The following is a 23,515-nucleotide window of genomic DNA, read 5'->3' as shown; positions in this document are numbered from 1 at the left end:
GCGTCCGTGTGCTGATGGCCCGAACAAGGTTTGCAATGAAAAAGAACATCCTGATCATCATTCCCGCACGTGGTGGCTCCAAGGGCATTCCGCGGAAAAATCTGCGTTCGCTGGCTGGTAAACCGCTAATCCATTACAGCATCCAGACTGCGCTCAATTGCAAATATGCGCCGGACGTCTATGTCTCTACCGACGACAGCGAGATCGCCACTATTTCGGAGAAGCTAGGTGCCCGGATTATTCAGCGTGACCCAGCTAAAGCCCAGGACCACACCACACTTGATCCGGTTATTTTTGACGGCTATCAGCAGGCCTTGATCAACGAAGACAAGTCTTACGACCTGATCGTGACTCTGCAGCCCACTTCGCCGCTTCTGCAAAGTACCTCTCTGGACGCTGCGCTGGACAAGATGATCAGCGAAGAAGGAATCGATACGATTATTTCGGCTAAGGATGACACTCATCTGACTTGGACAAGAGATGGCGAGCGCTTTATCCCTAATTATCAAAAACGGGTAAATCGCCAGTATCTGGACCCGATCTTCAAGGAAACCGGCGGTTTTCTGATTACTCGTGCGCGGATCATTACGGAGAACAACCGCATTGGGGCAAATGTCGAGTTGCATCTTCTGCGCGGTGGTGAAGATATCGATATCGATACCTACGAGGACTGGAGCCTTTGTGAGTTTTATCTGAAGCGTAAGAAAATACTCTTTGTCGTTTCAGGCTACGCGGAAATCGGCTTGGGACACGTCTACAACACTCTGCTGATTGCCAATGACATCCTCAATCACCAGATCGAGTTTCTGGTCGATGACAAGAGCCAATTGGCTTTCGACAAGATTGCCTCGAAGAACTACTGCGTTCATCTACAAGCTGAAATCGATATTCTCGATGACATTCGTAGAATCAATCCACATGTCGTCATCAATGATCGTCTAGACAGCTCGCTTGGGTATGTCAAAGCCCTCTGTGATGAGGGCTATAAAGTCATCAACTTCGAAGATTTGGGTCCCGGTGCCCGTTTGGCTGATTTGGTGGTCAATGCCATCTACCCTGAAAAGCAGGTGTTGCCCAGACACTACTTTGGGCACGAGTACTTCATCCTGCGCGATGAGTTCGTGCTTACACCTACCAGGCCCGTATCTGCACATGTCAGCCGTGTGTTGCTGACATTCGGCGGCGTTGATCCCAACAACTACACCTGCAAGGTCATCGAAGCTATACATGCTTACTGCGCTACGAACAGCATCGAAATTGCAGTGGTTGCCGGGTTTGGCTACTGCCGCTACGAAACGCTTGAGCCTTATCCGCAGGTCAAGATCTATCGCAACAGCATGACCATTGCCGAGCACATGAACAGCGCCGATATCGTGTTCACCTCGGCGGGTCGAACCACCTACGAAGTTGCCTCGCTCCAGGTCCCGGCTATCGTGATGGCACAGAACGAGCGAGAATTGACCCACTTCTTCGCTTCAGCTGAATACGGTTTTCTCAATCTTGGGTTGGGGACGACCTTGTCGGCAGAGGACATTCTTAACGCATTCGCGGGGCTGGTCGAAAATCACGCCGCGCGCCAGTACATGAGTGGCCTGATGGCCAAGGCCGACCTGGCCAGCGGGCGCAAGCGCGCCCTGAAACTGATCAACGATATTGTGGAGCAGGCATGAGCATTCTCGAGCTGTTTAATTCGATCACCCCCCATGAAGCCAAACTTTACCGCCCTTACGTGATAGCCGAGGCCGGCGTTAACCACGAAGGCTCCATGGAAATTGCCAAGCGTTTGGTGGACGAGGCCAAAGAAGGCGGGGCAGATGCCATCAAGTTCCAGACCTACAAGGCCGACACCCTGGCTTCGCGCCATTCACCGGCTTATTGGGACACCAGTAAAGAACCGACTCTGTCGCAACACGAGCTGTTTTCCAAGCATGACAAGTTCTGGAAAACTGAAATGGTCGCACTTAAAGACTACTGCGACACTGTCGGCATAGAGTTCATGAGCACGCCTTTCGATATAGAGTCGGCGACTTTCCTCAACGACCTTATGAATGTCTACAAGATTTCCTCCTCGGACATCACCAATAAGCCGTTCATCCAGTTCATGTGCGGCTTCAACAAACCGATCATCCTGTCTACCGGTGCCAGTCATCTTTGGGAAATCCATGAAGCTGTAGGCTGGATCGAGCAGTTCGGTAATCCATTGGCCTTGCTGCATTGCGTTCTGAATTACCCGACTGCGGACGAAAACGCCAACCTCGGCATGCTTCTAGGGCTCAAGCGCGCCTTCCCGGACAAGCTCATAGGCTATTCGGACCATACCCTACCGAACGATATGAAAGTCTGCGAAATGGCCACCCTGCTGGGCAGCGTGATCATCGAGAAGCACTTCTCCCATGACAAGACCTTGCCGGGCAACGACCACTATCACGCCATGGACAAGGAAGACCTGAAAGTTTTCCGCAAGAACCTCGAACGCACCTTTTCTGTACTGGGTAGCTTCAAGATCGAGGCTCTGGCTGAAGAGGAGCCTGCACGGCGCAACGCTCGCAGAAGTCTGGTGGCGACCCGGGATATTGCCCCCGGAAAAGTGATTGAAATGGCAGACCTGACGTTCAAACGCCCCGCTCATGGTATTAGCCCTCGCTCGATTGACGAACTGCTGGGCAAAACTGCCAAGCAGACCATCGCAGAGGATGCTGTGCTGCAGTGGGGAATGTTTGAGTGAAGGATTACTACGTCATCCTGACGGGCAGTAAGAACAACGCCGGTGACTTCCTCATCAAGTACCGTGCCAAAAAGCTGTTTGCCGCCCTGAGGCCTGACCGCGATATTGTTGATCTTGACGCCTGGAAGCCGTTCGATCAGGCCTCCCTGGACCTAGTCAATAACTCAAAGGCTTTGATTCTGTTGGGTGGGCCTGCTCTGCAGGCCCATATGTATCCGGGAATCTATGCGCTTACCGCCAACCTTGATGACATCAAGGTGCCTGTCACTACGATGGGGATCGGCTGGAAGTCCATCAGCGGCAACTGGGAGGACACCTATGACTATCCGTTGTCTGCCAGCGCGATGCAGCTACTGAGAAAAGTCGAAAGCTCCGGATTGCCGATGAGTGTGCGTGATTTTCACACCCTCAATGCACTGGCTTTCAAGAGAATCGACAACGTACTCATGACGGGTTGCCCGGCCTATTACGATCTGGACTACATCGGTAAACCAGTTCAGCTGCCGGAAAAATTACACAAAGTGGCCTTTTCTCTCGGCGTGTCTTTTATTGAGAGCCCCTCCATGGAGCGGGAGATGAAGGCGCAGATTTTACGGCTCAAGGACTACTTCAAAGATGCGGAGTTTGAGGTGGTTTTTCATCATGGCCTCGATCCAGATACGTTCCTCAAGAGCCATGGTGCCAAGCAGGTACATAATCAAAAACATAATGAATTTGCCCAGTGGCTAAATACAGCGGGAGTTGCTTATGTGGATATTTCCGGCAGTGCTGAAAATCTGGTTGAGTATTACTCGGAAATTGATTTGCATATAGGCTATCGCGTACATGCACATATTTTTATGAATTCAATTTCTCGTATGTCCGTGCTCATCGCCGAGGATGGGCGCGGTAAAGCTACTGATAAAGTAATAGGTGGTATGCTTGTTGAGGGTTTTTGTCGTTATAAGAATGATTTAGTTAGTAAGGTTATTAATAAGCTTTTTTCTGGCTTTGATCGGTATTTAGCTAACCCTGCTGTTTCAGCGGAGATTATTACTCAAATTAAATATGGAGCGCGCTCTAGTGGTCACAGAATGGCAGTGTCTCGAGCAATGATAGATTCGAATATCGTTATTATGAGGAAGTATTTAGAGATGTTGCCATGATCGTGCTCGATAAATTGAGGCAGTTTAAGCGATATATTCAATATAGAAAATATCGGAAAAATAATACGCTAGCATCGCATGTCAGTGTGGCTTCAAGCGCCGTCTTAAGTGGAGCTGTATTGAAAGAGTATTCCCGCGTAGCTCTAGGTGCCAGTGTTCAAGATAGTATTATTGGGGAGTACTCTGCTATTGGGCGTTATACAAAAGTTGCGAAAGCAGAGATAGGGCGATTTTGTGCGATCTCATGGGACTGCACAATCAATGCGATTAGTCACTCTCATGAGAATTTGACTGTTAGTGCGTTCCCTTATGTCCCTTATGTGGGGGACTTTGTTGTGGATCGCAATCAGACGTATAAGAAAGTAGTGATTGGTAATGATGTTTGGATTGGGGCTAATTCAGTAATTATGCCGGGGGTGACTATTGGCGACGGTGCCGTAATCGGTGCGGGAGCTGTTGTTACTAAGAACGTGCCAGCCTATGCGATTGTTGTAGGAGTTCCGGCAAAAATAGCCAAGTATCGCTTTTCTGAAGATTACATTAAGCATCTACTTGAGATTAAGTGGTGGGATCTTGATAGGGCCGTTATCAAGAAACACATTCATTTGTTTCAAGGGGCGCTGGATGAGAAGAAGCTCGCTGAGCTGGTGAGCGTGTCGAGGTGATCCGCAATGCTGTAATTTATCTCGGCTCCAGTATTGTCAATAAAGCAGCTCCCTTTCTTTTATTGCCTCTGATTACTCGTTTTCTGACGCCTGCGGAGTTTGGTGCGTTATCAATTTTTCTTGTAATCAACGGTCTTTTTTTTGCTGTGATTGGTATGGGTATTCATACCAATATTTCGAAGGGGTTCTTTTCTTCAACACGTGAAGAGCTAGCGCTTCTTATTGGGAATATGTTGTTTGTTTTGGGGGGGGGCTCCTTTCTAATTTTGCTGCTCTGCTCCGGTGCTGTGCTCTTGACTGACGATCTATTTTCCATGCCGACTAAGTTGTGGCTGGTTTTTCCATTTTTGAGTTTCATGATGATGGTAAATACCATAAATCTGACGCTCTTGCGCAATGAGGGGAGGCCTTACGTTTATGCATTTTTTGAGGTTTTCAATACCTTTTTAAGTATTGCGGTTACTGTTTACTTGCTGATTTTTCTGGACTTTGGTTGGTATTCCCAGGTTGCAGGTCTTCTTGCAGCGAATACGGTTTTTTTTATTGTTGCAATTTTTTATATTTGGAAGAAAAGATATTTGGATTTGACATTAAATCTGGCTGTTGTTAAGTCAGTGCTTAGACTTTCTTTGCCGCTTATTCCTCATGTTCTGGCTGGGGTTGTTATTGCTATAAGTGATCGTATTTTTATTGAGCGCATGGTTGGTTTGGAAGCTGTAGCTCTTTATTCTATTGGTTATAGTTTTGGCATGATTGTTGGTTTGTTTACAGACTCTTTTGTCAAAGCTTGGACTCCTTGGTTTTTTGAGGTGTTACAGGTTCCGACGGGAAAAGTTAAACGAAGAATAGTTCGATATACGTATGCATATTTTTTAGGAGTGTTTTTGCTTGCGGTTTTGATCGCACTGGTAGCAATTTATATTCTTCCCTATGTTGTTCATGAGTCTTTTGTTGGAGCTGCAGGTTATATTTTCTGGGTTTCAATTGGATGTGCTATGCAGGGTGTGTACAAGATTTTCTTTCCTTATCTCGTGCACATCAGTAGAACGTCGTTTTTGGCGGTTAGCACTGTTATCGCTGCCTTGGTTAATTTGGTTTTGAATTATTTCTTAATTTTAAATTTCGGTGCTATAGGTGCCGCCTATTCAACCGTGCTTTCGTATGCGTTAAGTGCTGTCCTAGTGTTCTACTATCAAAGTCGCCACTATCCTATGCCTTGGGCCTTATGGCGGTCTAGCCGCAATTGAACGGGCGCTATTTTTACTAAGGCTAGTATATGAATTTTAAAATTTCTCTGAAGTTTAGAGTTTTTGTTAAAAGTGACTCTCTTTCATGAGCGAAAATATATTGAATGTGGAAGCACTCTGTCAGATTATCTGGAGAGTAGAGCGCGAATTTGATTTGTTGGACCTTGAAGTCGATGGAGTCAAAGTCTGGCAGTATCTGCGAATGCCTATCTATTACCATGTGGCTGAGCGTGCAGGCGTTTTTCTTGCACCTCATGTGCCGAGGGGCGGCAGGTTTGCCAAGGTCACTAAGGTGTTCAATTACCTGATCGGTGCCATTCTTCATAATCCGTTTTTTGGCAAGCGCCGTTCTGTTGAACAGGTTGTGATCGAGCATCCGCGCAGCGTGAATTTTTCTGGCCAGGATGTGGATATTTATAGCCATTTCTATATCAAGGCTTTGCAAGCAGGCGGAATTTCCTATCTGAGTCTGGATCGTGCCGATCTCGGTTCGGAGCACCGCAAGGCGTATGACCCGGCCCGTAAGTACATTGATATCTTTCCCGTGCTTGTCAAACTGTGTGGCTTGCTGGGCAAGCATCGTTTATCCGCTGAACATAAAGCCCTCGTTCGTTCGGCAAGCGAGCGACTTTCTACGGAAATTGGCGCGGCAATCAACTTGGAGCCGTTACTCGCTCCAGCGGTTCTCAAGTTTCAGGTGAATTACCGTCTGTACAAAGCATTGTTCAAGCGCCTGCAACCGAAGCGCCTGGTGGTGGTGGTGGGGTATGCCTATGGCGATGCTATTCGTGCGGCCAAGGATCTGGGAATAGAGACGGTGGAAATCCAGCATGGCACCTTCAGCCGTTACCATTTGGGCTACAGCTACCCGAGCGTTGAGCGGCCACTGGATTATTTTCCCGATACGTTTATGGCGTGGGGGCCTTTCTGGGCTGATATGGGGGTCTTGCCGCTAGCGCAGGAGCGTATTCAGCTTGCAGGTTTCGCTTATTTCCATCACCTAAGAAATCAGCAGTCTAAGGTGCGCAAGCAGGATAAAAAAATTATCGTGCTTTCGCAGGGGGCATTGGGAGCGCGTATCGCCGAATTCATCTATTCGCTTAGAGAAGTGCTTAAGGATTTTGAAATTGTTTACAAATTACACCCCGGCGAGTTTTCCCGGTGGCAGGAGTATGAGCACCTGGTTCTTTTTGCCGAGATGCCCAATGTGGTGATTGCCAAGCAAGCGAATCTCTATGAGTTGTTTGCCAGCGCGCGTTATCAGATCGGGGTGTTCTCGACGGCGGTTTACGAGGGTATCGGGTTTGGTTGCACGACCTTGCTGCTTGATCTGCCTGGGGTCGAGTATATGGCTGATTTGATCGATAACGGTCTCGCTCAGTTGATCCATGACCCGGCCGATTTGCAACGGGTGCTGAGTGGAGAGTTCACGGAGAATATGGCATTTGACCCCGATACTGTTTTTGGACGGGATCCGAACCAGTGATGATCAAGGTCAAAGACGACGCCATGATGGCGTTCATGCTCTGTTATCTACAGTTCGCATTTATAGTTGCATCGCTGACGGGTATTGACGGTAATACGGCTTTTTATGCAGGTGGGGCATCTTTCCTACTTATCGGTTTTTTTATATTGATCTACCGTGTTGGCTCTGGCGGCACGATTAATATTCGCTACCTGCTGCTATGTTGTGTGCTCGCTGCGCCGCTTATCCTGATGCCAGTTGAAAAACATAATATTTATATACGGCTTTTTACGCTCCAGTTGCTAGTGCTGATTTATTTATTTTCAGAATTTAAATTATCCGTGGCAACCTTTTCGAAGTGCATCAATGTTGCCTATCTGGTGTATTTTGCTCTTTCGGTCATCAACTGGCTGGATATTGTCCCGTTGGTGCCACATGGTTCCGAGAACAGTTTCCTTATCAAACTCGGGGGGATGACGGTAGAAACCCTGTTTGGCGTTGGTGGTAGCACTGCTGATATTGACTCCTACAGCGGACTGATATTGATCTGGAACTTTTTTGTCAATAAAAATAGTCGCTATCGTTTCCTGATGATCGCTGTCAGTGCATTTGCCATGCTTATGACGTTTCGCATGACGCCCTTGGTGGCTCTGCTGGTAGCGTTTCTCTCTTATCTGGTCGTTTTTAACCGGTTTTTGGCGTTGCTGGCAGTACTGGTGCCTGCGCTGGTTTTTGCAGCGGTGCTTTTGCTGCTGCACTTTGAGCCGAGTGCCACTGTGCCTTTTATTACTCCCAGCATGGACTGGTACACCTTGATGTGGAAGGCAACGCACGCACGTAGTTCGATTTGGATCGGCCAGATTTATTACTACCTGACAGCGTTCAACCTATCAGACTTTTTGCTAGGCCCCTTGGATGAGCGGATGACCGTTGAGTTTGTCGATGGCGATGGGCGTGTACACAGCGAGAGTTACAATCCCCATAGCACTTACCTGGCTATGCTGTTTCGCTCGACGATCATATTTGCTTTGTTCTATTTGCTTTTTTTGGTGGCGGTGGCACGACGCAGTCGCAAGAGCACATTTCCGGTTGTTTTCTTTATATCGATAGTCGCTTATACCAATGCAACAATCCTTGGGGTGCAAAATCCGGCTTACCTGCTGGTATTACTGTATGTGTTGATTGGTTTGCCGCGTGACAAGTTTAGAGTGCATCCTGATAGTACTCTCTGATTAAATCGAGGTTGGGGCGTACGATACCATCGCGTTGTTTGGGGCAGCAGGTTTTGCTGGTTTTACCGGTTTATTGAGTAAGCATAATGCTGAAGGCTATTTTCGAACGTGTCATCCGGTCTTACAAAAATCCAGAGTTCTGTTTTGATGCTGGGGTGACCAGCCGGATCATTCTGGCTTTTGCCTGGAAAATGCTGCGGGAGTGGCTGCGTGGATGGCGCCTCTTTCTGTTCTTGCGGGCTCCACGCTTCCTTTTTCTAGGGCGTGGTGTGTCCTTCAGCTATTTGCATAAGATTGATATTGGTCGCTGGGTTGTAGTGGGGGATTTCGTCACGCTCAGTGGTTTGGGGCGTGGCAAGCTGACCATCGGCAATGGTTGCAGAATTGGCTCGTTCAGCCGGGTGGTGGTCTCGACGACGTTCAACAATCTCGGTTCTCATATCACTCTGGGCGATCATGTGGCCATTGGCGATTACTCCTCTTTAGGTGGCTCGGGTGGACTTGATATCGGTGCCAATACCATTACGGGTCAGTATTTCAGTGTCCACCCCGAGAACCATTGTTTTGATGATTCCGAGCAACTTATCCGTAAGCAGGGCACCATCCGTAAGCCTATCCATATCGGCGAGAACTGCTGGTTTGGTGCCAAGGTGACCGTGGTGGCAGGTGTCACTATTGGTAATAACTGTGTGATTGGTGCTGGCAGTCTGGTGACCAAGGACATCCCGAATAATTCGATTGCAGTAGGCAATCCTGCGCGCGTCATCAGAAGTCGGTAAGGGTAAATTATGCGGGATAGCGATTCTTCAATTTTGTGTCTGCATCAAGGTGCTGAGCTTTACGGCTCCGACCGCAGTTTTCTGGCCGCCATCGAGGCCCTCGCCGGTGCCGGCGCCACACTGGATGTGATACTACCGGCTGAAGGCGAACTCGCCACAGAGGTTCGGAAGATCGAGGGCGTCAACCTTGCCTTCTATTCGAAGGGTATATTGCGTAAACGAGAGCTCAAGCAGCCATTGGTATTTGTCTTCAATATGCTGGCCGGATGGTTGTTTTATTTGCAGCGTTTTGCCAGGCATCCGATTGTCTACATTAATACTGTGGTGATGTTTTCAGCCTTGTGTGCTGCGTGTTTTTACCGGTTTTCATCCAGGCGCATTATTTGTCATGTACGAGAAATTCCTTCTGGCTGGCAACTGGCTGTGTTCCGTACGTTGTTCCTGCTTTCCGGTGTTGAACTGGTTTTCAACTCAAAGGCGACTCAGGCGGCCTTTCGATTGCCAGGTCAGGTCATCTATAACGGTGTAGAGAAGGTCATACAGCCTGTTGAAGTTCAACCCCGATCGCTGTCGGGAAGGCCGATCCGCCTATTGATGATCGGGCGTATCAACGAGTGGAAGGGGCAGTTCTTTCTGGTCGAGGCCCTGGGCCTTCTGCCGGCCGAAGTGCTTAGCCGCTTGCAAGTACGCATCGTTGGCAGTCCTTTTGAAGGCTATGAGTACCTGGCTGACGACCTGCAGGATAAGGTTGAGCAGGCAGGCCTAGTCGGTATCGTGTCTTTACTTTCGTTCTGCCAGGATCCGACCGAGCATTACGCCTGGTCCGACTATGTGGTCGTGCCATCCACACTGCCTGAGCCTTTTGGGCGGGTCGCGATTGAGGCGTTTTCATTCGCCAGGCCGGTAATCGCTGCCGGTCATGGTGGCCTGACCGAAATTGTCGAGCAGGGACGTAGCGGGTTCTTGTTTGCGGCTGCCGATCAAGCGGCCCTTGTGCAGCAGATGTGTGCACTGGTTGGATTTACGGATGCTGAATATGCCTCGCTGTGCCGCGGTGCACATGAGCGATTCTTGCAGCATTTCTCCATAGACGGATATCGGGCAAGCCTACGGGCTCTGTTTTCCATCTGAATGTCGCGTTCAACGAGATATAGCGGAATGAAGTCTCTTTTTATCTTGGGTACTCGTGGTGTTCCCGCGCAGCATGGCGGTTTCGAAACCTTTGCCGAAAAATTGTCTCTGTACTTGGTTGCAAAAGGGTGGGCCGTCACCGTCTATTGCCAGGAAGATTCGGGTACCGAAACCTTTGAGAGTGAATGGTGTGGCGTTCGCCGGGTGCATATACCTGTAAGCAGGGCGGGTGCCGCAGGCACAGTCATCTTCGACTGGAAAGCCACCTGCCATGCTCTTTCTCAGCAGGGGCTATTCCTCACGCTTGGCTATAACACGGCTGTCTTCAATCTGCTGCAGCGGGCCAAAGGACAAACCAACGTTATCAACATGGATGGTATCGAGTGGCGTCGAGACAAGTGGGGCGTGATCGCCAAAACCTGGTTCTGGCTCAACGAGCGTATGGGATGCTGGGTAGGTAATCACTTGGTGGCCGATCACCCGCAGATCAAGAGTCATCTGGCGACGCGGGTGCGGGATAGTAAGATCACCATGATTCCCTATGGTGGCGATGAAGTACTCGATGCTGACGAGACTGCTTTGGCTGCCTACGGGCTTAAGCCTGGTCATTTTTCGGTGATCATTGCGCGTCCCGAGCCCGAGAATTCTTTTCTGGAAATGGTCCGTGCTTTCAGCAAAACGCCTCGTGATCATCAGCTGGTTGTGCTCGGTAACTTTCAGCCTGAGCAGAATGCCTTCCATCGACAGGTTATGGAGGCCGCTAGCGCAGAGGTTATTTTCCCTGGAGCCATTTACGATGTGCGGGTGGTTCAGGCACTTCGGTTTTTCAGTCGCTTCTATTTGCACGGTCATAGAGTTGGCGGAACCAATCCCTCCTTGGTGGAGGCATTAGGAGCAGGTTGCGCTGTGATTGCTCATGACAATCACTTCAATCGTTGGGTTGTTGGTGATAAGGCCGCTTATTTCCAGGATGAAGCATCCTGCGCGGCCTTGTTTGATCGGTTGCTGAAGGAGGATGTTGTCGTGAATAGCATGAAGGCCGGCAGTACTGCACGTTTTCACGAGCGCTTTACCTGGCCACAGATTTTGAAGGAGTATGAGGAACTGTTGACCTTTTGGTATCTCTCAAAATAATCAAGAGCAGCTAATGATTTCTTTAATTTTCATCTCTGACGGACTACTTATATAATATCATGCCCATCTGGTTTGTTTTTGACAGGATTGTAGGAGGTCTGTGTCTTGGCCTGGTCAAGTTATGTTGAGCAGGCTTGAAGAGCTCCGTCATTATTCGCTTAGGAGAGTAGCTGTAGTATGCTCTGCTGGTATTAGATATGTAGGTCTGTAAGAAGGATGCTGGCTATTGAGGTTGTCCATGGCAAATTGACTATGCCGGCATCAGAGTAGGTGATTGGCTGCCTGATTAGCTAGTTATGGTCTATATCAGGTAAATAATCTGTGAAGGTACGACCTTAGGTGCGGTGTTTGTTGTATTCAAGTCGGCTGCAGTGGTGTGTTTGGTCTGCCAAGTTATGTAGATCATTTCATCCGCTGCCTAGCGATTTTTCGAAACTAATATTCTTTATATACCTACAGCTGGAGCCGTACTTCACTACTGGAGTTACTTGGGAGTGAGCAAAAAATGGCGTCCAGCTTTTTCGCTAAATTCCACCGATGAAGTTTATGGCTATCTTGACAGAACGGTTGGTCCGTTTACCGAAACCACGTCTTATGCTCCGAACTCGCATTATTCTCCTCCCAAGCTAGCTCTGACCATTTAATACGTGTCCATGTATATGGCTCGTTGGCGCTGTAGACCAGTGATCGAACAGCTCGGGTCGTTCCACATCTCAGAGAGGTTGAGCCTATACGCTATCCTCATTACATAGGTTTGCAGTCTTTGCGACTGTTTGCCCTCCTGCGCTATTGGGCACTTGGCAACGGTGACGCAGTAGAAGCATGGCGCGGCTAAAGTCCCTCCGCTAGTCCTGGGGTAAGCCATAAAGTTGGTGTCAGTCGGTGTTTTTCATGGGTTTTTGTGCCGTAGGGCATTAGTATTCGTCGCTTATCAGCTAGCTGTTTGGGGTTTTGTAAAGGGTATGCAATCCATTCCGAGTTACCAGCCTACATTTGCCGAGCGCTACCCCGTCCCGCTATTTGTGGCGCTTCTGGAAATGGCCTTAGTCATTGCTGCCGGATTTCTGGCACATTACTGGCGTTTTGGTGGTTTTTCCATGGCCGGGCGCTACGATACGGCAACCTTGTTAACTGCTATCGTTCTGGTTTTCTGTCTGGGCATGAGCGGGGCTTATGGTTCGCAGCGCGGCAAGCCGTTTCTGCGTCAGGTCAGCCGTTTATTGATCGGTTGGATGGCTGCGGCGGGTATACTCCTATCGCTGTCCTTTTTTCTCAAGGTTTCGGGGGATTACTCGCGGCTCTGGTTTTTCACTCTATTGCTCATCGGATGCATATTTAGCCTACTGATGCGCCTAGGGTTTTTCCTCTTGCTGCGCCAGCTGCGCGCTGGTGGCCGTAACCTTAAATCGGTATTGTTAGTGGGCGCTGGCGGCGAGACAGCGCAACGTTTGAGTAGTGGCCGTTCGCTTGGCGAGTCCGGTTTTACTATTGCCCACCAGTTAGCCTTTATCCAAGGTGGCCCAAGATGGCTTGATGAGCTGGTTCAGGCTGTAAATGAGCATGCCGTGCATGAAGTTTGGCTGTGCTTGCCGTTGGGCGAAGGTGGGGCGTTACGCTCGATCCTCTATTCCCTGCGTCACCACACGGTTGAAGTGCGCTTTATTCCTGAGTGGGGCGACATTCCCTTGCTCAATCACAAAGTCAGCCACATCGCCGGGTTTTATTCCCTGGATCTGAGCTGCAGCCCGATGGATGGTCCGGCGCGGGCGATCAAACGTCTGGAAGATATATTGTTGGGCGCGCTGATCAGCCTAATGATAATACCACTCTGTTTGGTCATCGGTATTGCAATCAAACTCACCTCTCCAGGGCCGGTTCTATTTAAGCAGTACCGCACGGGTATTAATGGCAAACGTTTCAAAGTTTATAAATTCCGTTCGATGGTGCTGCATCAAGAGCCCGTCGGGGAGGTGACCCAGGCAACCCGCTGCGATGCTCGTATCACCCCCTTCGGGGCTTTCTTGCGTCGTAGCAGCCTGGATGAACTTCCGCAGTTCTTCAATGTGTTGCAGGGGCGCATGTCCATCGTTGGCCCGCGTCCTCATGCCCTTGCTCATAACGAGTATTATAAGGATCTAGTTGAGTCCTACATGCAGCGTCATAAGGTTAAGCCAGGCATTACCGGCTGGGCGCAGGTAAGCGGTTATCGTGGCGAGACCGATACCCTGGAAAAAATGCAAAAGCGCGTTGAATATGACCTATGGTATATCGATAATTGGTCGTTGTGGCTGGATTTGAAGATTGTATCTTTGACAGTCTTTAAAGGTTTTATCAACAAGAACGCTTATTGAAGATGCGCACCTGCTTACTGGTCTCAGGTTATTCGGCATCAGGACATTGGAAGGAGGATTTGTGCGTTTCACCCAGCATTTGACGGCCCCCATCGCAACGCTCCCCACTGCTTGGTTATGGATTCTAGCACTGGGCTTATTTGTGCAGCTAACCGGGCCGTTGTTTAACAACGACGGTAGCCGCTATGCGACTCAGACGTATCTCCTGTTGTTTATGCCAACATTTTTACTGTTACTGTGGCGGCGGTTCTCACTGAGTACTTGGTGTCAGCCCCCGGGTTGTATCCTGTTATGCCTGCTAGCCTGGGTTGTCTTAAGCAGCGGATTCAATACCGGCTCCGGTAAAAATCTAACCTATTGGCTGAAAATTGTTGGGCTGATTGTTTTCTACGTGTTTGCAGTGGCCAGCTTTGTACGCCATAAGAGCGCCTTCAACGGTTTGTTGCTAGCTTCGGTAGCACTGGCTGCTCTCTTTGCCTGGCTAACGCTTTATTATCAGTTTGGGGTGCTCGACAAACCGCTGGAATACAACATAGTTCGCATTAGCGGTCGCTTGAGCGAGTTGGGCTGGCGTGGGATGGCGGACCTCAAGCATCCAGTTATAGCAGGGTTGTACTATGGCGTGTTCGTAGTTCTCTTAACCTACCTATTCGTCGGGTTGAAGGTGGAAGTATGGCAGACCGCTTTGCTGGCGCTGGGTATGCTTGGGTTGCTGGCCTATGTGCTGCTAACCTTTTCTCGAGGAGCCTGGTTTTCTACAGCAGTAGGCGCTCTTGTGTTGTTACTGCTGTTTCCCAGTACTCGATCACGCAGCCTGATCGGGACGGGCTGCCTATTGATACTGGTCGCTGCCTACCTGTTCTGGCCAGAGGTCCAGTATGAGCTGAAGCGTGGAGTATCCAACCGGGACCTAATCTGGGCCAATTGGGCCGAACGCTTTCCCACTTTCTGGTTGGCCGGGGCAGGGGCTGGGGCCGACTTTCAGTTCGCCTTTCCACGACCTCACTATTTCAGTGTGATACATGCTCATAGTCTGTACCTGCAGCTCTGGTACGAATACGGTGTTGTTGGCATCGTCTTATTTGTTCTTCTACTATTGAGTCTGCTACAGAAAGGCTGGCAATGTCGGGCTCAGCCTTTAGCGCGCCTGGGCATAGCGCTGCTGGTGTATGCCATGGTAGCCATGGTGTCGGATGTCTACGCCATCTTCCATCGGCCAAGCCCGTACTGGGTGCTGTTCTGGTTTCCAGTAGGCATTTTGCTGGGAGTGCAGTCAGACAGTATGAGGAGCGTGCCACGGGGAGGAGCCAACAGGCGGTAACCTGCTTGTTGGGCTTTGTCGTTTACGCTTCAACGGAGTCTCGTCCGCCCAATGTTTATCGCCTATGACCGGCAATGGGGTTACTGTTTATCGAAACCTATCTGCGGGAGTGAACATGCAAGCGATAACCCCAGTTGTCGCCGACCCATCCGGTGGCGTTTGATGCGGGTGCTGGTTACTGGTGCAAGTGGCTTTGTCGGAAGGGCGCTGCTGCAGCGCTTATTGGCTCTAGACTGGATTGACGCAGTTGCGGGGTTGCGTAAGACGGGTGCGTTGATCGAGTACGAGTTGCCCTGCGAGCGCCGCGTACTGGGTGATCTAGCGGTGGCTGCGGTGAATTCTGACGCGTTGCAGGGCGTCGATGTGCTGGTGCATACAGCTGCGCGCGTTCACGTGATGGATGACGCTGCTACGGATCCGCTGGCTGTTTTTCGCGCGGTCAATGTTGAGGGTATGCTGCGCTTAGCAACAGCCGCTGCCGAGGCTGGGGTAAAACGGTTTGTGTTGATCAGTTCTGTAAAGGTCAATGGCGAGGAAACGCCCCCAGGGCATGTATTCACCGCAGCCGATCAACCTTGTCCGAGCGATGCTTATGGGCGCTCCAAGTGGGAGGCCGAGCAGGCCTTGCAGGCTTTATGTGAGGCTACGGATATGCGGTGGGTGATCATCAGGCCAACGCTGGTCTATGGTCCTGGGGTTCGAGCCAACTTCCATCGTCTGATGGGCGGCCTAGCCCACGGTTTGCCGCTGCCCCTGGGGGCGCTCAATAACCGGCGCAGCCTGGTGGCGCTGGATAATTTGCTGGACCTTTTGCTGATCTGTCTGGTACATCCGGCGGCTGTGAACCAAATATTTATGGTTAGCGATGGCGACGACTGGTCCGTCGCTGAACTAGCAAGGTATCTGGCCCGCGCGCTGCAGAGTCCTGCCCGGTTACTGCCAGTCCCGCGTAGCTGGTTGCGCAGTGGCCTGCAACTGTCGGGCTGTGGCTCGGTGGCCCAGCGTCTATGCGGCGAGCTATGTGTTGATATTGAAAAGACCAAAACGCTGCTAGGTTGGCAGCCTGCGCATGCAGTAGCTAACGCCTTGAGCGTAACCGCTGAAGATTTTTTGATGCGGTCTGGCAGATGTTGATTGGCCTATTGCTCCTAAGCGTGCTGGTATCTTGGTTCCTCACAGGACTGATGCGGCACTATGCCTTGTCGCGCGGCCTGCTAGATATCCCTAATGAGCGCAGCTCTCATTCAGTGCCTACCCCGCGCGGTGGTGGTGTGGCGTTGGTAGTGACTTTTCTCCTGGCCTTGCCCTGGCTGGCTTATCGCGGAGGCCTAGACGACCCGGTAATGTGGGCAATGTTAGGCTCGGGTGGCGGGGTCGCGGTGCTGGGTTTACTGGACGATCATGGCCATATCCCGGCCCGCTGGCGTCTTTTGGGGCATCTCGCCGCGGCTGGTTGGGCGCTGTACTGGCTCGGCGGGATGCCGCCTCTGGAAGTGGTGGGGGCTCCTCTGGATATGGGCTTGTTGGGGCACGGGCTGGCCGCTTTAGGCATGGTCTGGCTGTTGAACCTCTATAACTTTATGGACGGCATCGACGGCATTGCTAGCGTAGAAGCGCTTGTTGTCTGCCTAGGGGGCGCGGTGCTTTATGCCGCGACCGGGTATGTCGAACTGCTGTGGGCACCGTTGGCGCTGGCTTGTGCTGTGCTTGGGTTCTTTTACTGGAACGTCCCGCCTGCGCAGATTTTTATGGGCGATGCGGGGAGTGGTTTTCTTGGCATGGTACTGGGCGTGATGATGTTGCAGGCCACCTGGGTCTCGGCCGATCTATTTTGGGCCTGGTTGATTCTCCTAGGGGTTTTTATAGTCGACGGCACGCTGACACTGGTACGGCGTATGCTCGACGGTGAGCGGTTGCATGAGGCGCATCGCAGCCATGCCTACCAGCACGCGGCGCGGCACTATGGGGGGCACTTGCCGGTTACCCTAAGCGTGGCGCTGTTGAGTCTATGCTGGCTATTGCCTATTGCACTGGGAGTAGTGTTGGGTGGGCTGGATGGTCTTGCAGGCTTGACGATCGCTTATGCCCCACTGCTCGTGCTGGCTTGGAATTTGAATGCCGGAGTCGCCGACTAAATGATTGCCTTAGCTATGCCAATCTGCGTTGCGCTAAGCTGCCAGTGGCCATTGTTCGAATGGGTTGCGACTGCTCCGGGTGAATAATGGTGGAAAAGGATGACGGATAAGCTACGCACTGCGTTGTTGCGTCTGCCGCGGCGTTACAAGCGTTTGCTGCAAGTGGTGGTGGACGTTGTGCTGGTCTGGTCGGCGCTGCGACTCTCATTTATCGTGCGGATGGGGTTCGACAAGCGGATCGATCCGTTTGGCGATCATGCTTGGCTGTTTATCGCTGCGCCGGTAATAGCCATCCCATTGTTTATTCGCCTAGGCATGTACCGCGCCGTGATGCGTTACTTCGGCAATGATGCCTTGGTGGCGATCTTTAAGGCAGTGACGCTTGCCGCTCTGCTTCTATCCCTGGCGGTTTACTGGTATCGAGGTGCGCCGGCCCTCGTTCCCCGTTCCATAGTATTCAATTATTGGTGGTTTAGCCTGTTGCTGGTGGGCGGTCTGCGTCTGTTAATGCGGCAATATTTTATGGGTGATTGGTATGTAGCGGCGCGCCATTTGTCCTTTGGAAGTTCCGGGCGACGTGATTCATTACCCAAGGTCGCGATCTATGGAGCGGGCGCAGCAGGCAATCAATTAGTAGCGGCCTTGCGCGCGGGGCGGTCGGTGCAGCCTGTGGCGTTTGTCGACGATGATAAAAGCATTTCCACGCAGATTATTGCTGGCTTGCAGGTATATAGGCCTATGTATATTCAGCGGATGATAGACGACACTGGAGCTCAAGAAATTCTTCTGGCGGTTCCCTCGCTTTCCCGTTCTCGGCGGCGTGAAATACTTGGATTGCTCGAAGGTTTTCCGTTGCATGTGCGCAGCGTGCCGGATTTCATGGAGTTGGCCAGTGGCCGGGTAAAAGTCGATGACCTGCAGGAAGTAGCGATCGCCGACTTGCTCGGACGTGACACGGTGCCACCTAATTTAGCGCTGCTGGAACGTTGTATTCGCGGGCGTGTAGTTATGGTAACCGGAGCTGGTGGCTCTATCGGTTCTGAGTTGTGTAGGCAGATTATCGCGACTGAGCCAACTACCTTGCTGCTGTTCGAGAATAGCGAGTTCAATCTTTACTGCGTCCATAGTGAGCTGGAACAGCGTGTTTGCCGTGAATCTTTGTCCGTACGTTTGGTGCCCGTTGTAGGTTCAATTCGTAATGCGGCTCGCTTGCTTGACGTCATGCGAACGTGGCACGTCGACACGGTCTATCACGCTGCGGCGTACAAGCATGTTCCCATCGTTGAGCACAATATTGCTGAAGGCGTGTTGAATAATGTGCTGGGCTCTATCTATACCGCTCAAGCAGCGATGAAGGCTGGCGTCGAGCATTTTGTGCTGATTTCCACCGACAAGGCCGTGCGTCCGACCAATGTGATGGGTAGCACCAAGCGCCTGGCAGAAATGGTGTTGCAGGCACTTAGCCGGGAGCCAGCACCCGTATTGTTCCGTGACGAGTTTGGGTTGAATCAGGTCAACAAGACTCGCTTCACCATGGTCCGCTTCGGAAACGTTCTGGGTTCATCCGGCTCGGTTATTCCGTTATTCCACCAACAAATTCGTAAAGGTGGGCCGGTTACCGTTACTCATCCCAATATCACCCGGTATTTCATGACGATTCCAGAAGCTGCTCAACTGGTCATTCAGGCCGGTGCCATGGGGCAGGGTGGAGATGTGTTTGTTCTGGATATGGGCCAGCCTGTGAAGATCGCAGCCTTGGCTGAAAAGATGATTCATCTCAGCGGCCTCAGCGTTCGTTCGGATAAGAATCCCCAAGGCGATATCGCCATCGAGTTCACCGGGCTTCGTCCGGGTGAAAAGTTGTACGAAGAGTTGCTGATCGGTAATAACGTCAGCCCAACTGACCATCCGATGATCATGCGCGCCAATGAAGATCACGTGCCCTGGGAGGATTTCAAGGTCGTGTTGACCGAGCTGTTGGCGGCGGTTGAGCAGGATGACTATGACCGTGTACGCAAGTTGCTGCGCGAGACGGTTGCCGGTTACAAGCCGGAAGGTGAAATTGTTGACTGGATTCATCAACAGCGCCGTCTTGAGCCCTAAGCAAGGGCCGGGTATGAACTGTCTGTGGTGCGCACCGTTATTAATAACGGCACAGCTCTGACGAATATGTCCAACGTATTTGACAGATAGGCAACAACAGCTAGTTTTGAATTCGTGGAGCTGGGATGTCCCACGAACCCTGGATCAAAACTAACGAAAGGATGCACACCATGCGTAAATCCCTGCTGTCGTCTCTGTTGTTCGCTCTGCTTGCTTCGATGTCGCTGATTGCCTCAGCAGCCGAAGTTGCCAATACCAAACAAGCCAGTCCAGATGAAGTTACTCAGGTCGCGGCTGTTTCCAAGATCAATCTCAATACCGCCGATGCCGAGACACTGCAGCGTGAGCTGTTGGGGATTGGCCAGGTCAAGGCGCAGGCGATAGTGGCGTATCGCGACGAACACGGTGCCTTTGCTTCGGTGGATGAGTTGCTTGAAGTTAAAGGTATTGGTGCTGCTACTCTGGAAAAGAATCGCGACAGGTTGAGTATCAACTGACGCGCAGTGCGTGATCAAAAGGCCGGTTCTAAACCGGCCTTTCTGTTTCTGAATAACGGTATTGATTGATCACACGCTACTTTCGCGCATCACTTATTAAAGGCATACCGATGATCCTGAGCTTGGCGGCGGACGGCGTACTGCTCGTTCATCTGTTATTCATCATCTTTGTTCTACTGGGCGGTTTGCTGGTAATACGCTGGCGTGGCATAGCGCTCTTGCATCTACCTGCTGCGGTATGGGGTGTAACTGTCGAGCTGATGCACTTGCAATGCCCGCTTACGCCCCTTGAAAACAGCTTGCGCCACGCCGCAGGGGAGGCCGGATATGAGGGCGGATTTATCGAACATTACCTCATGCCTGTTATTTACCCTTCTGGCCTGACTGAGCAGACGCAGCTGTGGTTAGGGACATTCGTGCTGGTCCTCAATCTGCTGCTGTACGGCTTGCTGGTGGTGCGGCTCAAGCGCAACAACCGTCCCCGATCCCACTGAACCAACGATTGTTGCTCCCAATCCAGCGTAAATGCTGAGCAATCATTCAGCGCGCAAATGGTACGTGGGGTTGATAATTTCGTTGGCTACACTGCGCCCATCTACCACAGCATTAGTAGGCGACCTTGATATGCAAAAACGCATGATGATTACCGGAGCAGGTTCGGGTTTGGGTCGTGAAATCGCCCTGCGTTGGGCCCGTGAGGGCTGGCAACTGGCTCTCTCGGACGTCAATGAACCTGGCTTGGCCGAGACCCTGCAAATGGTAAAAGCGGCGGGCGGCAGCGGTTTTACCCAGCGCTGCGACGTGCGCGATTACAGCCAGCTGACCGCGCTGGCGCAGGCCTGCGAGGAGAAGCTTGGCGGCATTGATGTGATCGTCAACAACGCCGGTGTGGCCTCGGGTGGATTCTTCAGCGAGCTGTCGCTGGAAGACTGGGATTGGCAGATCGCGATCAACCTGATGGGCGTGGTTAAGGGCTGCAAGGCGTTCCTGCCGTTGCTCGAGCGCAGCAAAGGCAAGGTCGTCAATATCGCGTCCATGGCGGCGTTGATGCAGGGCCCGGCCATGAGCAACTACAACGTGGCCAAAGCCGGTGTGGTGGCGCTGTCGGAGAGCTTGCTGATCGAGCTGAAGGCGCAGGAGATTGGGGTGCATGTGGTGTGCCCATCGTTCTTCCAGACCAATCTGCTGGATTCCTTTCGTGGCCCAACACCCGCAATGAAGGCCCAGGTTGGCAAGCTGCTCGAAGGCTCGCCCATCAGCGCTGCGGATATCGCCGAGTACATCTACGACGAAATCGCCAAGGACGCATTCATGATCCTGCCCCACGAGCAGGGCCGAATGGCCTGGGAGTTGAAGCAGAAGAACCCGCAGCTGCTTTACGATGAAATGGCCAAGATGGCCGAGCGGATGCGCAACAAGGGTAAGCAGGATTAGTTATCTGTCTTAAAGGTCAACTTTTTCGGCGGCGGCTCTTGTTCATCAAGGACGCCGGCGTTAGGGTTGCTGCCCCGGTCTGCGTGGCCGCCTTGTCGTGGTAATGCTGTGAAACCTGTCTCTCGGGCCATGCTTCTGCTGGCTCTACTGCTGGCCGCAGTCAATTTGCGGCCGGGAATCACTTCCCTCGCGCCCTTGATCGAGCGAATCGCCGAAGAACTGGCGTTAAGTCGCTCGCTGATCAGCCTGACCACCGCCCTGCCAGTGCTGTGCATGGGCCTTCTGGCGCCACTGGCGCCGCGGTTGGCGCTGCGTATCGGCTTGGAGCGAACCATCACGATCTGCCTGGGGCTAATCGCTCTGGCCTTGCTAATGCGCCTGGCAAGCCAGCTGAGCGCGGTGCTGATCGCTAGCTCGGTGTTGCTGGGTGCGGCCATAGCCGTTGCAGGGCCGCTGTTGTCCGGTTTCATCAAACGCTACTTCGCGGGCCAGATGGGGCACGTGGTGGGCTGGTATTCGCTCGGCATGGCGGTCGGCGGTGCAGGTGGGGTGGTTCTGGTGTTGCCGATTACCCAGACGCTGAGTAACGACTGGTCGCGCGGGCTGGCGTTCTGGGCGTTGCCGGCGATGCTTGGAATGCTGCTCTGGCTGTTGTTGCCCAACCGCGCTGAACCTGATGATGAGCAGCGCACCAGCAGTGGTTTGCCCTGGCGGCAGCCGAGGGCGTGGTTGATCAGCTGTTTTTTCGCTCTCCAGGCGGGGCTGTTTTACGCCTTGGCGACCTGGACGGTAGCGCGCTATCACGAAGCCGGGCTGAGCCTGATGCATAGCAATACGCTGTTCAGCCTGTCGATGTTGATGGGGCTGCCCAGCGCCTTTCTGATGCCCTGGTTGGCCCAGCGGTTTCGCAATCGCTACCTGCTGCTGATGGGCTGCGGCCTGCTTTCAACCATCAGTCTGGCAATGATTACCTTCGCACCCACGCTCCTGCCGGAGTTCTGGGCGCTCAGCATTGGTTTCGCCCTCAGCGGCTCATTTGCCTTGTCGATGGTCTTGCCCTTGTATGAAGCGGGCTCGCCCCTGGCAGTCAGCCGCTGGACCGCGATGATGCTGTGCTTCGGCTATTGCCTGGCATGCTTCACGCCCATCCTGACGGGGCTTGCGCGGGATCTGTCGGGTGATTACCAGCTGCCGTTCATGGTGTTGACCGGCCTGGCGCTGTTGATGACGGTACTTGCCTGGCTGATGCGCCGCGGCCCGCGTGTGGCGCCCGGCTAGCTCACCATCCAAACCCGACAGCCGCCCGTCAAAACCGGGCGTCTCGCTGAATCAACCGGCAATCGGCAAAGTTTCGCAGCAGTTCCTTTCTTGCATGCCGACGCTGTGATAGAAGGCAGCCTTGAATTTCTGGAGTGCCCGCGTGGAGTCCGAATCCATCGTTTATGGCTGCATCCGCGACTGGCCGTCGGAGAGCTCGGCGGAAAGTCGTTTGCGCCGCGAAATCAATGAACAGGTACTGGCCACCCTGCCAAGCGGTGACGCCTGGGCATTTCTCGGTCGAGAAATGTTTGCCTTCTGCCAGCCGCCAAGCGATGGCCTTTACCAGACCCAGGTCATTCACTTCGGCGCGAGCTACCAGTCGGTGGAATACGAGTGGAGCTTGTGGGTCGCGCAGTTCGAAGCGCTGCTCAAGCGCCTGTACTGGACCAGTGCAGTGGTGCATCTGGAAACCGAACTGAATGGCACCCACACCTTTCGCTGGGAGTCCGACAACGGCTTGCACAGCCCCCAGGAAGGCGAGCTGCGCGTCCGCTGCGCCTGGGAGCGTGAAGGCGGTGTGCGCGGCTGAAGCGCACCTCGCGCTTCAGTCGCTGAGGTCTTGCAGCCATTCCTTGGGCACGTCGCGCTTGAGGGCCAGTTGGCACTGCTGGCTTTCCGGGTCGAACACGATCACCGCCTCGCCTTTTTCCAGCGCACGACGTACCCGCTGCACGCGGGTTTCAAGGGGCGTTTCGTCGCCGTTGTCGGTGCCTTCGCGGGTGACGAAGTCTTCGATCAGGCCGGTGAGGGTGTCTGCTTGCAACAGGCTTGCGGGGATCAACACGGTTTCATACTCCAGAGCGCAGCGCGCGATGCTAACGCGCGGCGGTT

Annotated in this window: 21 protein-coding genes; 20 read left to right on the top strand and 1 reads right to left on the bottom strand. The window is 52.3% G+C overall.

The window, feature by feature from the left end:
• Positions 1–35 precede the first annotated feature (35 nt).
• The 20 genes from ACX0MV_RS11330 to ACX0MV_RS11235 all read left to right on the top strand — a co-directional run bounded on the left by ACX0MV_RS11330 (position 36) and on the right by ACX0MV_RS11235 (position 23,213).
• A complete protein-coding gene (locus tag ACX0MV_RS11330) occupies positions 36–1,670 on the top strand; it encodes a cytidylyltransferase domain-containing protein (protein WP_458982610.1) in 1,635 nt (544 codons plus the stop codon).
• On the top strand, positions 1,667–2,725 hold the full coding sequence (locus tag ACX0MV_RS11325; protein ID WP_458982609.1) for an N-acetylneuraminate synthase family protein: 1,059 nt from the start codon (positions 1,667–1,669) through the stop codon (positions 2,723–2,725). Before ACX0MV_RS11330 ends, ACX0MV_RS11325 begins: the two co-directional genes overlap by 4 nt.
• Positions 2,722–3,870 carry a polysaccharide pyruvyl transferase family protein gene (locus ACX0MV_RS11320; RefSeq protein WP_458982608.1) on the top strand — a complete coding sequence of 383 codons (1,149 nt, stop codon included), beginning with the start codon at positions 2,722–2,724 and terminating at the stop codon, positions 3,868–3,870. Before ACX0MV_RS11325 ends, ACX0MV_RS11320 begins: the two co-directional genes overlap by 4 nt.
• The gene (locus tag ACX0MV_RS11315; protein WP_458982607.1) at positions 3,867–4,535 is read left to right on the top strand and encodes a CatB-related O-acetyltransferase; all 669 of its coding nucleotides are present in this window, start codon (positions 3,867–3,869) and stop codon (positions 4,533–4,535) included. The genes ACX0MV_RS11320 and ACX0MV_RS11315 overlap by 4 nt, the downstream gene beginning before the upstream one ends.
• Positions 4,532–5,782 carry an oligosaccharide flippase family protein gene (locus ACX0MV_RS11310; protein WP_458982606.1) on the top strand — a complete coding sequence of 417 codons (1,251 nt, stop codon included), beginning with the start codon at positions 4,532–4,534 and terminating at the stop codon, positions 5,780–5,782. The genes ACX0MV_RS11315 and ACX0MV_RS11310 overlap by 4 nt, the downstream gene beginning before the upstream one ends.
• A gap of 85 nt (positions 5,783–5,867) precedes the next feature.
• Positions 5,868–7,268, top strand: coding sequence for a hypothetical protein (locus tag ACX0MV_RS11305; protein ID WP_458982605.1), 1,401 nt, complete (start codon positions 5,868–5,870; stop codon positions 7,266–7,268).
• Positions 7,268–8,479 carry a hypothetical protein gene (locus ACX0MV_RS11300; RefSeq protein ID WP_458982604.1) on the top strand — a complete coding sequence of 404 codons (1,212 nt, stop codon included), beginning with the start codon at positions 7,268–7,270 and terminating at the stop codon, positions 8,477–8,479. Before ACX0MV_RS11305 ends, ACX0MV_RS11300 begins: the two co-directional genes overlap by 1 nt.
• Positions 8,480–8,565: 86 nt before the next feature.
• Positions 8,566–9,258 (top strand): acyltransferase, encoded by a 693-nt coding sequence (locus tag ACX0MV_RS11295; protein WP_458982603.1) that lies wholly within the window; start codon positions 8,566–8,568, stop codon positions 9,256–9,258.
• Positions 9,259–9,267: 9 nt separating this feature from the next.
• The gene (locus ACX0MV_RS11290; protein ID WP_458982602.1) at positions 9,268–10,389 is read left to right on the top strand and encodes a glycosyltransferase family 4 protein; all 1,122 of its coding nucleotides are present in this window, start codon (positions 9,268–9,270) and stop codon (positions 10,387–10,389) included.
• A 27-nt stretch (positions 10,390–10,416) separates the two neighbouring features.
• The gene (locus tag ACX0MV_RS11285) at positions 10,417–11,523 is read left to right on the top strand and encodes a DUF1972 domain-containing protein (protein ID WP_458982601.1); all 1,107 of its coding nucleotides are present in this window, start codon (positions 10,417–10,419) and stop codon (positions 11,521–11,523) included.
• Positions 11,524–12,485: 962 nt separating this feature from the next.
• A complete protein-coding gene (locus ACX0MV_RS11280) occupies positions 12,486–13,874 on the top strand; it encodes an undecaprenyl-phosphate glucose phosphotransferase (RefSeq protein ID WP_458982600.1) in 1,389 nt (462 codons plus the stop codon).
• Positions 13,875–13,935: 61 nt separating this feature from the next.
• The gene (locus ACX0MV_RS11275) at positions 13,936–15,195 is read left to right on the top strand and encodes an O-antigen ligase family protein (RefSeq protein ID WP_458982599.1); all 1,260 of its coding nucleotides are present in this window, start codon (positions 13,936–13,938) and stop codon (positions 15,193–15,195) included.
• 162 nt (positions 15,196–15,357) lie between these two features.
• A complete protein-coding gene (locus tag ACX0MV_RS11270; protein ID WP_458982598.1) occupies positions 15,358–16,329 on the top strand; it encodes an NAD-dependent epimerase/dehydratase family protein in 972 nt (323 codons plus the stop codon).
• Positions 16,323–17,330, top strand: coding sequence for an MraY family glycosyltransferase (locus ACX0MV_RS11265; protein ID WP_458982597.1), 1,008 nt, complete (start codon positions 16,323–16,325; stop codon positions 17,328–17,330). Before ACX0MV_RS11270 ends, ACX0MV_RS11265 begins: the two co-directional genes overlap by 7 nt.
• Before the next feature lie 99 nt (positions 17,331–17,429).
• On the top strand, positions 17,430–19,433 hold the full coding sequence (locus ACX0MV_RS11260; protein ID WP_458982596.1) for a polysaccharide biosynthesis protein: 2,004 nt from the start codon (positions 17,430–17,432) through the stop codon (positions 19,431–19,433).
• Between the two features lie 170 nt (positions 19,434–19,603).
• Complete coding sequence (locus ACX0MV_RS11255; protein ID WP_458982595.1) at positions 19,604–19,930, top strand: ComEA family DNA-binding protein; 327 nt, start codon at positions 19,604–19,606, stop codon at positions 19,928–19,930.
• Between the two features lie 110 nt (positions 19,931–20,040).
• Entirely contained in the window at positions 20,041–20,424 is a 384-nt protein-coding gene (locus tag ACX0MV_RS11250) for a DUF2784 domain-containing protein (protein WP_458982594.1), read from the top strand.
• 130 nt (positions 20,425–20,554) lie between these two features.
• Positions 20,555–21,364, top strand: a complete 810-nt coding sequence (locus ACX0MV_RS11245) for an SDR family oxidoreductase (protein WP_458982593.1) — start codon at positions 20,555–20,557, stop codon at positions 21,362–21,364.
• Between the two features lie 108 nt (positions 21,365–21,472).
• Complete coding sequence (locus ACX0MV_RS11240) at positions 21,473–22,642, top strand: MFS transporter (RefSeq protein WP_458982592.1); 1,170 nt, start codon at positions 21,473–21,475, stop codon at positions 22,640–22,642.
• A 142-nt stretch (positions 22,643–22,784) separates the two neighbouring features.
• Positions 22,785–23,213, top strand: a complete 429-nt coding sequence (locus tag ACX0MV_RS11235) for a hypothetical protein (RefSeq protein ID WP_458982591.1) — start codon at positions 22,785–22,787, stop codon at positions 23,211–23,213.
• A 15-nt stretch (positions 23,214–23,228) separates the two neighbouring features.
• Here the strand turns inward: ACX0MV_RS11235 and ACX0MV_RS11230 are convergent, their stop codons facing one another.
• Positions 23,229–23,468: a YheU family protein gene (locus ACX0MV_RS11230; RefSeq protein ID WP_458982590.1), complete on the bottom strand. Its 240-nt coding sequence runs from the start codon at positions 23,466–23,468 to the stop codon at positions 23,229–23,231.
• Positions 23,469–23,515: the final 47 nt, after the last annotated feature.

It is taken from the genome of Pseudomonas cistanchae, assembly GCF_054483635.1.
The sequence above is the reverse complement of the archived record's forward strand: the minus strand, read 5'-3'. Positions and strand labels throughout refer to the sequence as shown.

Excerpts from the sequence above, each read along its gene's own strand:
- ACX0MV_RS11280 (WP_458982600.1), top strand. The coding sequence starts at position 12,486 with ATGCAATCCATTCCGAGTTACCAGCCTACATTTGCCGAGCGCTACCCC.
- ACX0MV_RS11250 (WP_458982594.1), top strand. The coding sequence starts at position 20,041 with ATGATCCTGAGCTTGGCGGCGGACGGCGTACTGCTCGTTCATCTGTTA.
- ACX0MV_RS11315 (WP_458982607.1), top strand. The coding sequence starts at position 3,867 with ATGATCGTGCTCGATAAATTGAGGCAGTTTAAGCGATATATTCAATAT.
- ACX0MV_RS11285 (WP_458982601.1), top strand. The coding sequence starts at position 10,417 with ATGAAGTCTCTTTTTATCTTGGGTACTCGTGGTGTTCCCGCGCAGCAT.
- ACX0MV_RS11295 (WP_458982603.1), top strand. The coding sequence starts at position 8,566 with ATGCTGAAGGCTATTTTCGAACGTGTCATCCGGTCTTACAAAAATCCA.
- ACX0MV_RS11255 (WP_458982595.1), top strand. The coding sequence starts at position 19,604 with ATGCGTAAATCCCTGCTGTCGTCTCTGTTGTTCGCTCTGCTTGCTTCG.
- ACX0MV_RS11245 (WP_458982593.1), top strand. The coding sequence starts at position 20,555 with ATGCAAAAACGCATGATGATTACCGGAGCAGGTTCGGGTTTGGGTCGT.
- ACX0MV_RS11300 (WP_458982604.1), top strand. The coding sequence starts at position 7,268 with ATGATCAAGGTCAAAGACGACGCCATGATGGCGTTCATGCTCTGTTAT.
- ACX0MV_RS11305 (WP_458982605.1), top strand. The coding sequence starts at position 5,868 with ATGAGCGAAAATATATTGAATGTGGAAGCACTCTGTCAGATTATCTGG.
- ACX0MV_RS11265 (WP_458982597.1), top strand. The coding sequence starts at position 16,323 with ATGTTGATTGGCCTATTGCTCCTAAGCGTGCTGGTATCTTGGTTCCTC.
- ACX0MV_RS11330 (WP_458982610.1), top strand. The coding sequence starts at position 36 with ATGAAAAAGAACATCCTGATCATCATTCCCGCACGTGGTGGCTCCAAG.
- ACX0MV_RS11270 (WP_458982598.1), top strand. The coding sequence starts at position 15,358 with ATGCGGGTGCTGGTTACTGGTGCAAGTGGCTTTGTCGGAAGGGCGCTG.
- ACX0MV_RS11325 (WP_458982609.1), top strand. The coding sequence starts at position 1,667 with ATGAGCATTCTCGAGCTGTTTAATTCGATCACCCCCCATGAAGCCAAA.
- ACX0MV_RS11290 (WP_458982602.1), top strand. The coding sequence starts at position 9,268 with ATGCGGGATAGCGATTCTTCAATTTTGTGTCTGCATCAAGGTGCTGAG.
- ACX0MV_RS11260 (WP_458982596.1), top strand. The coding sequence starts at position 17,430 with ATGACGGATAAGCTACGCACTGCGTTGTTGCGTCTGCCGCGGCGTTAC.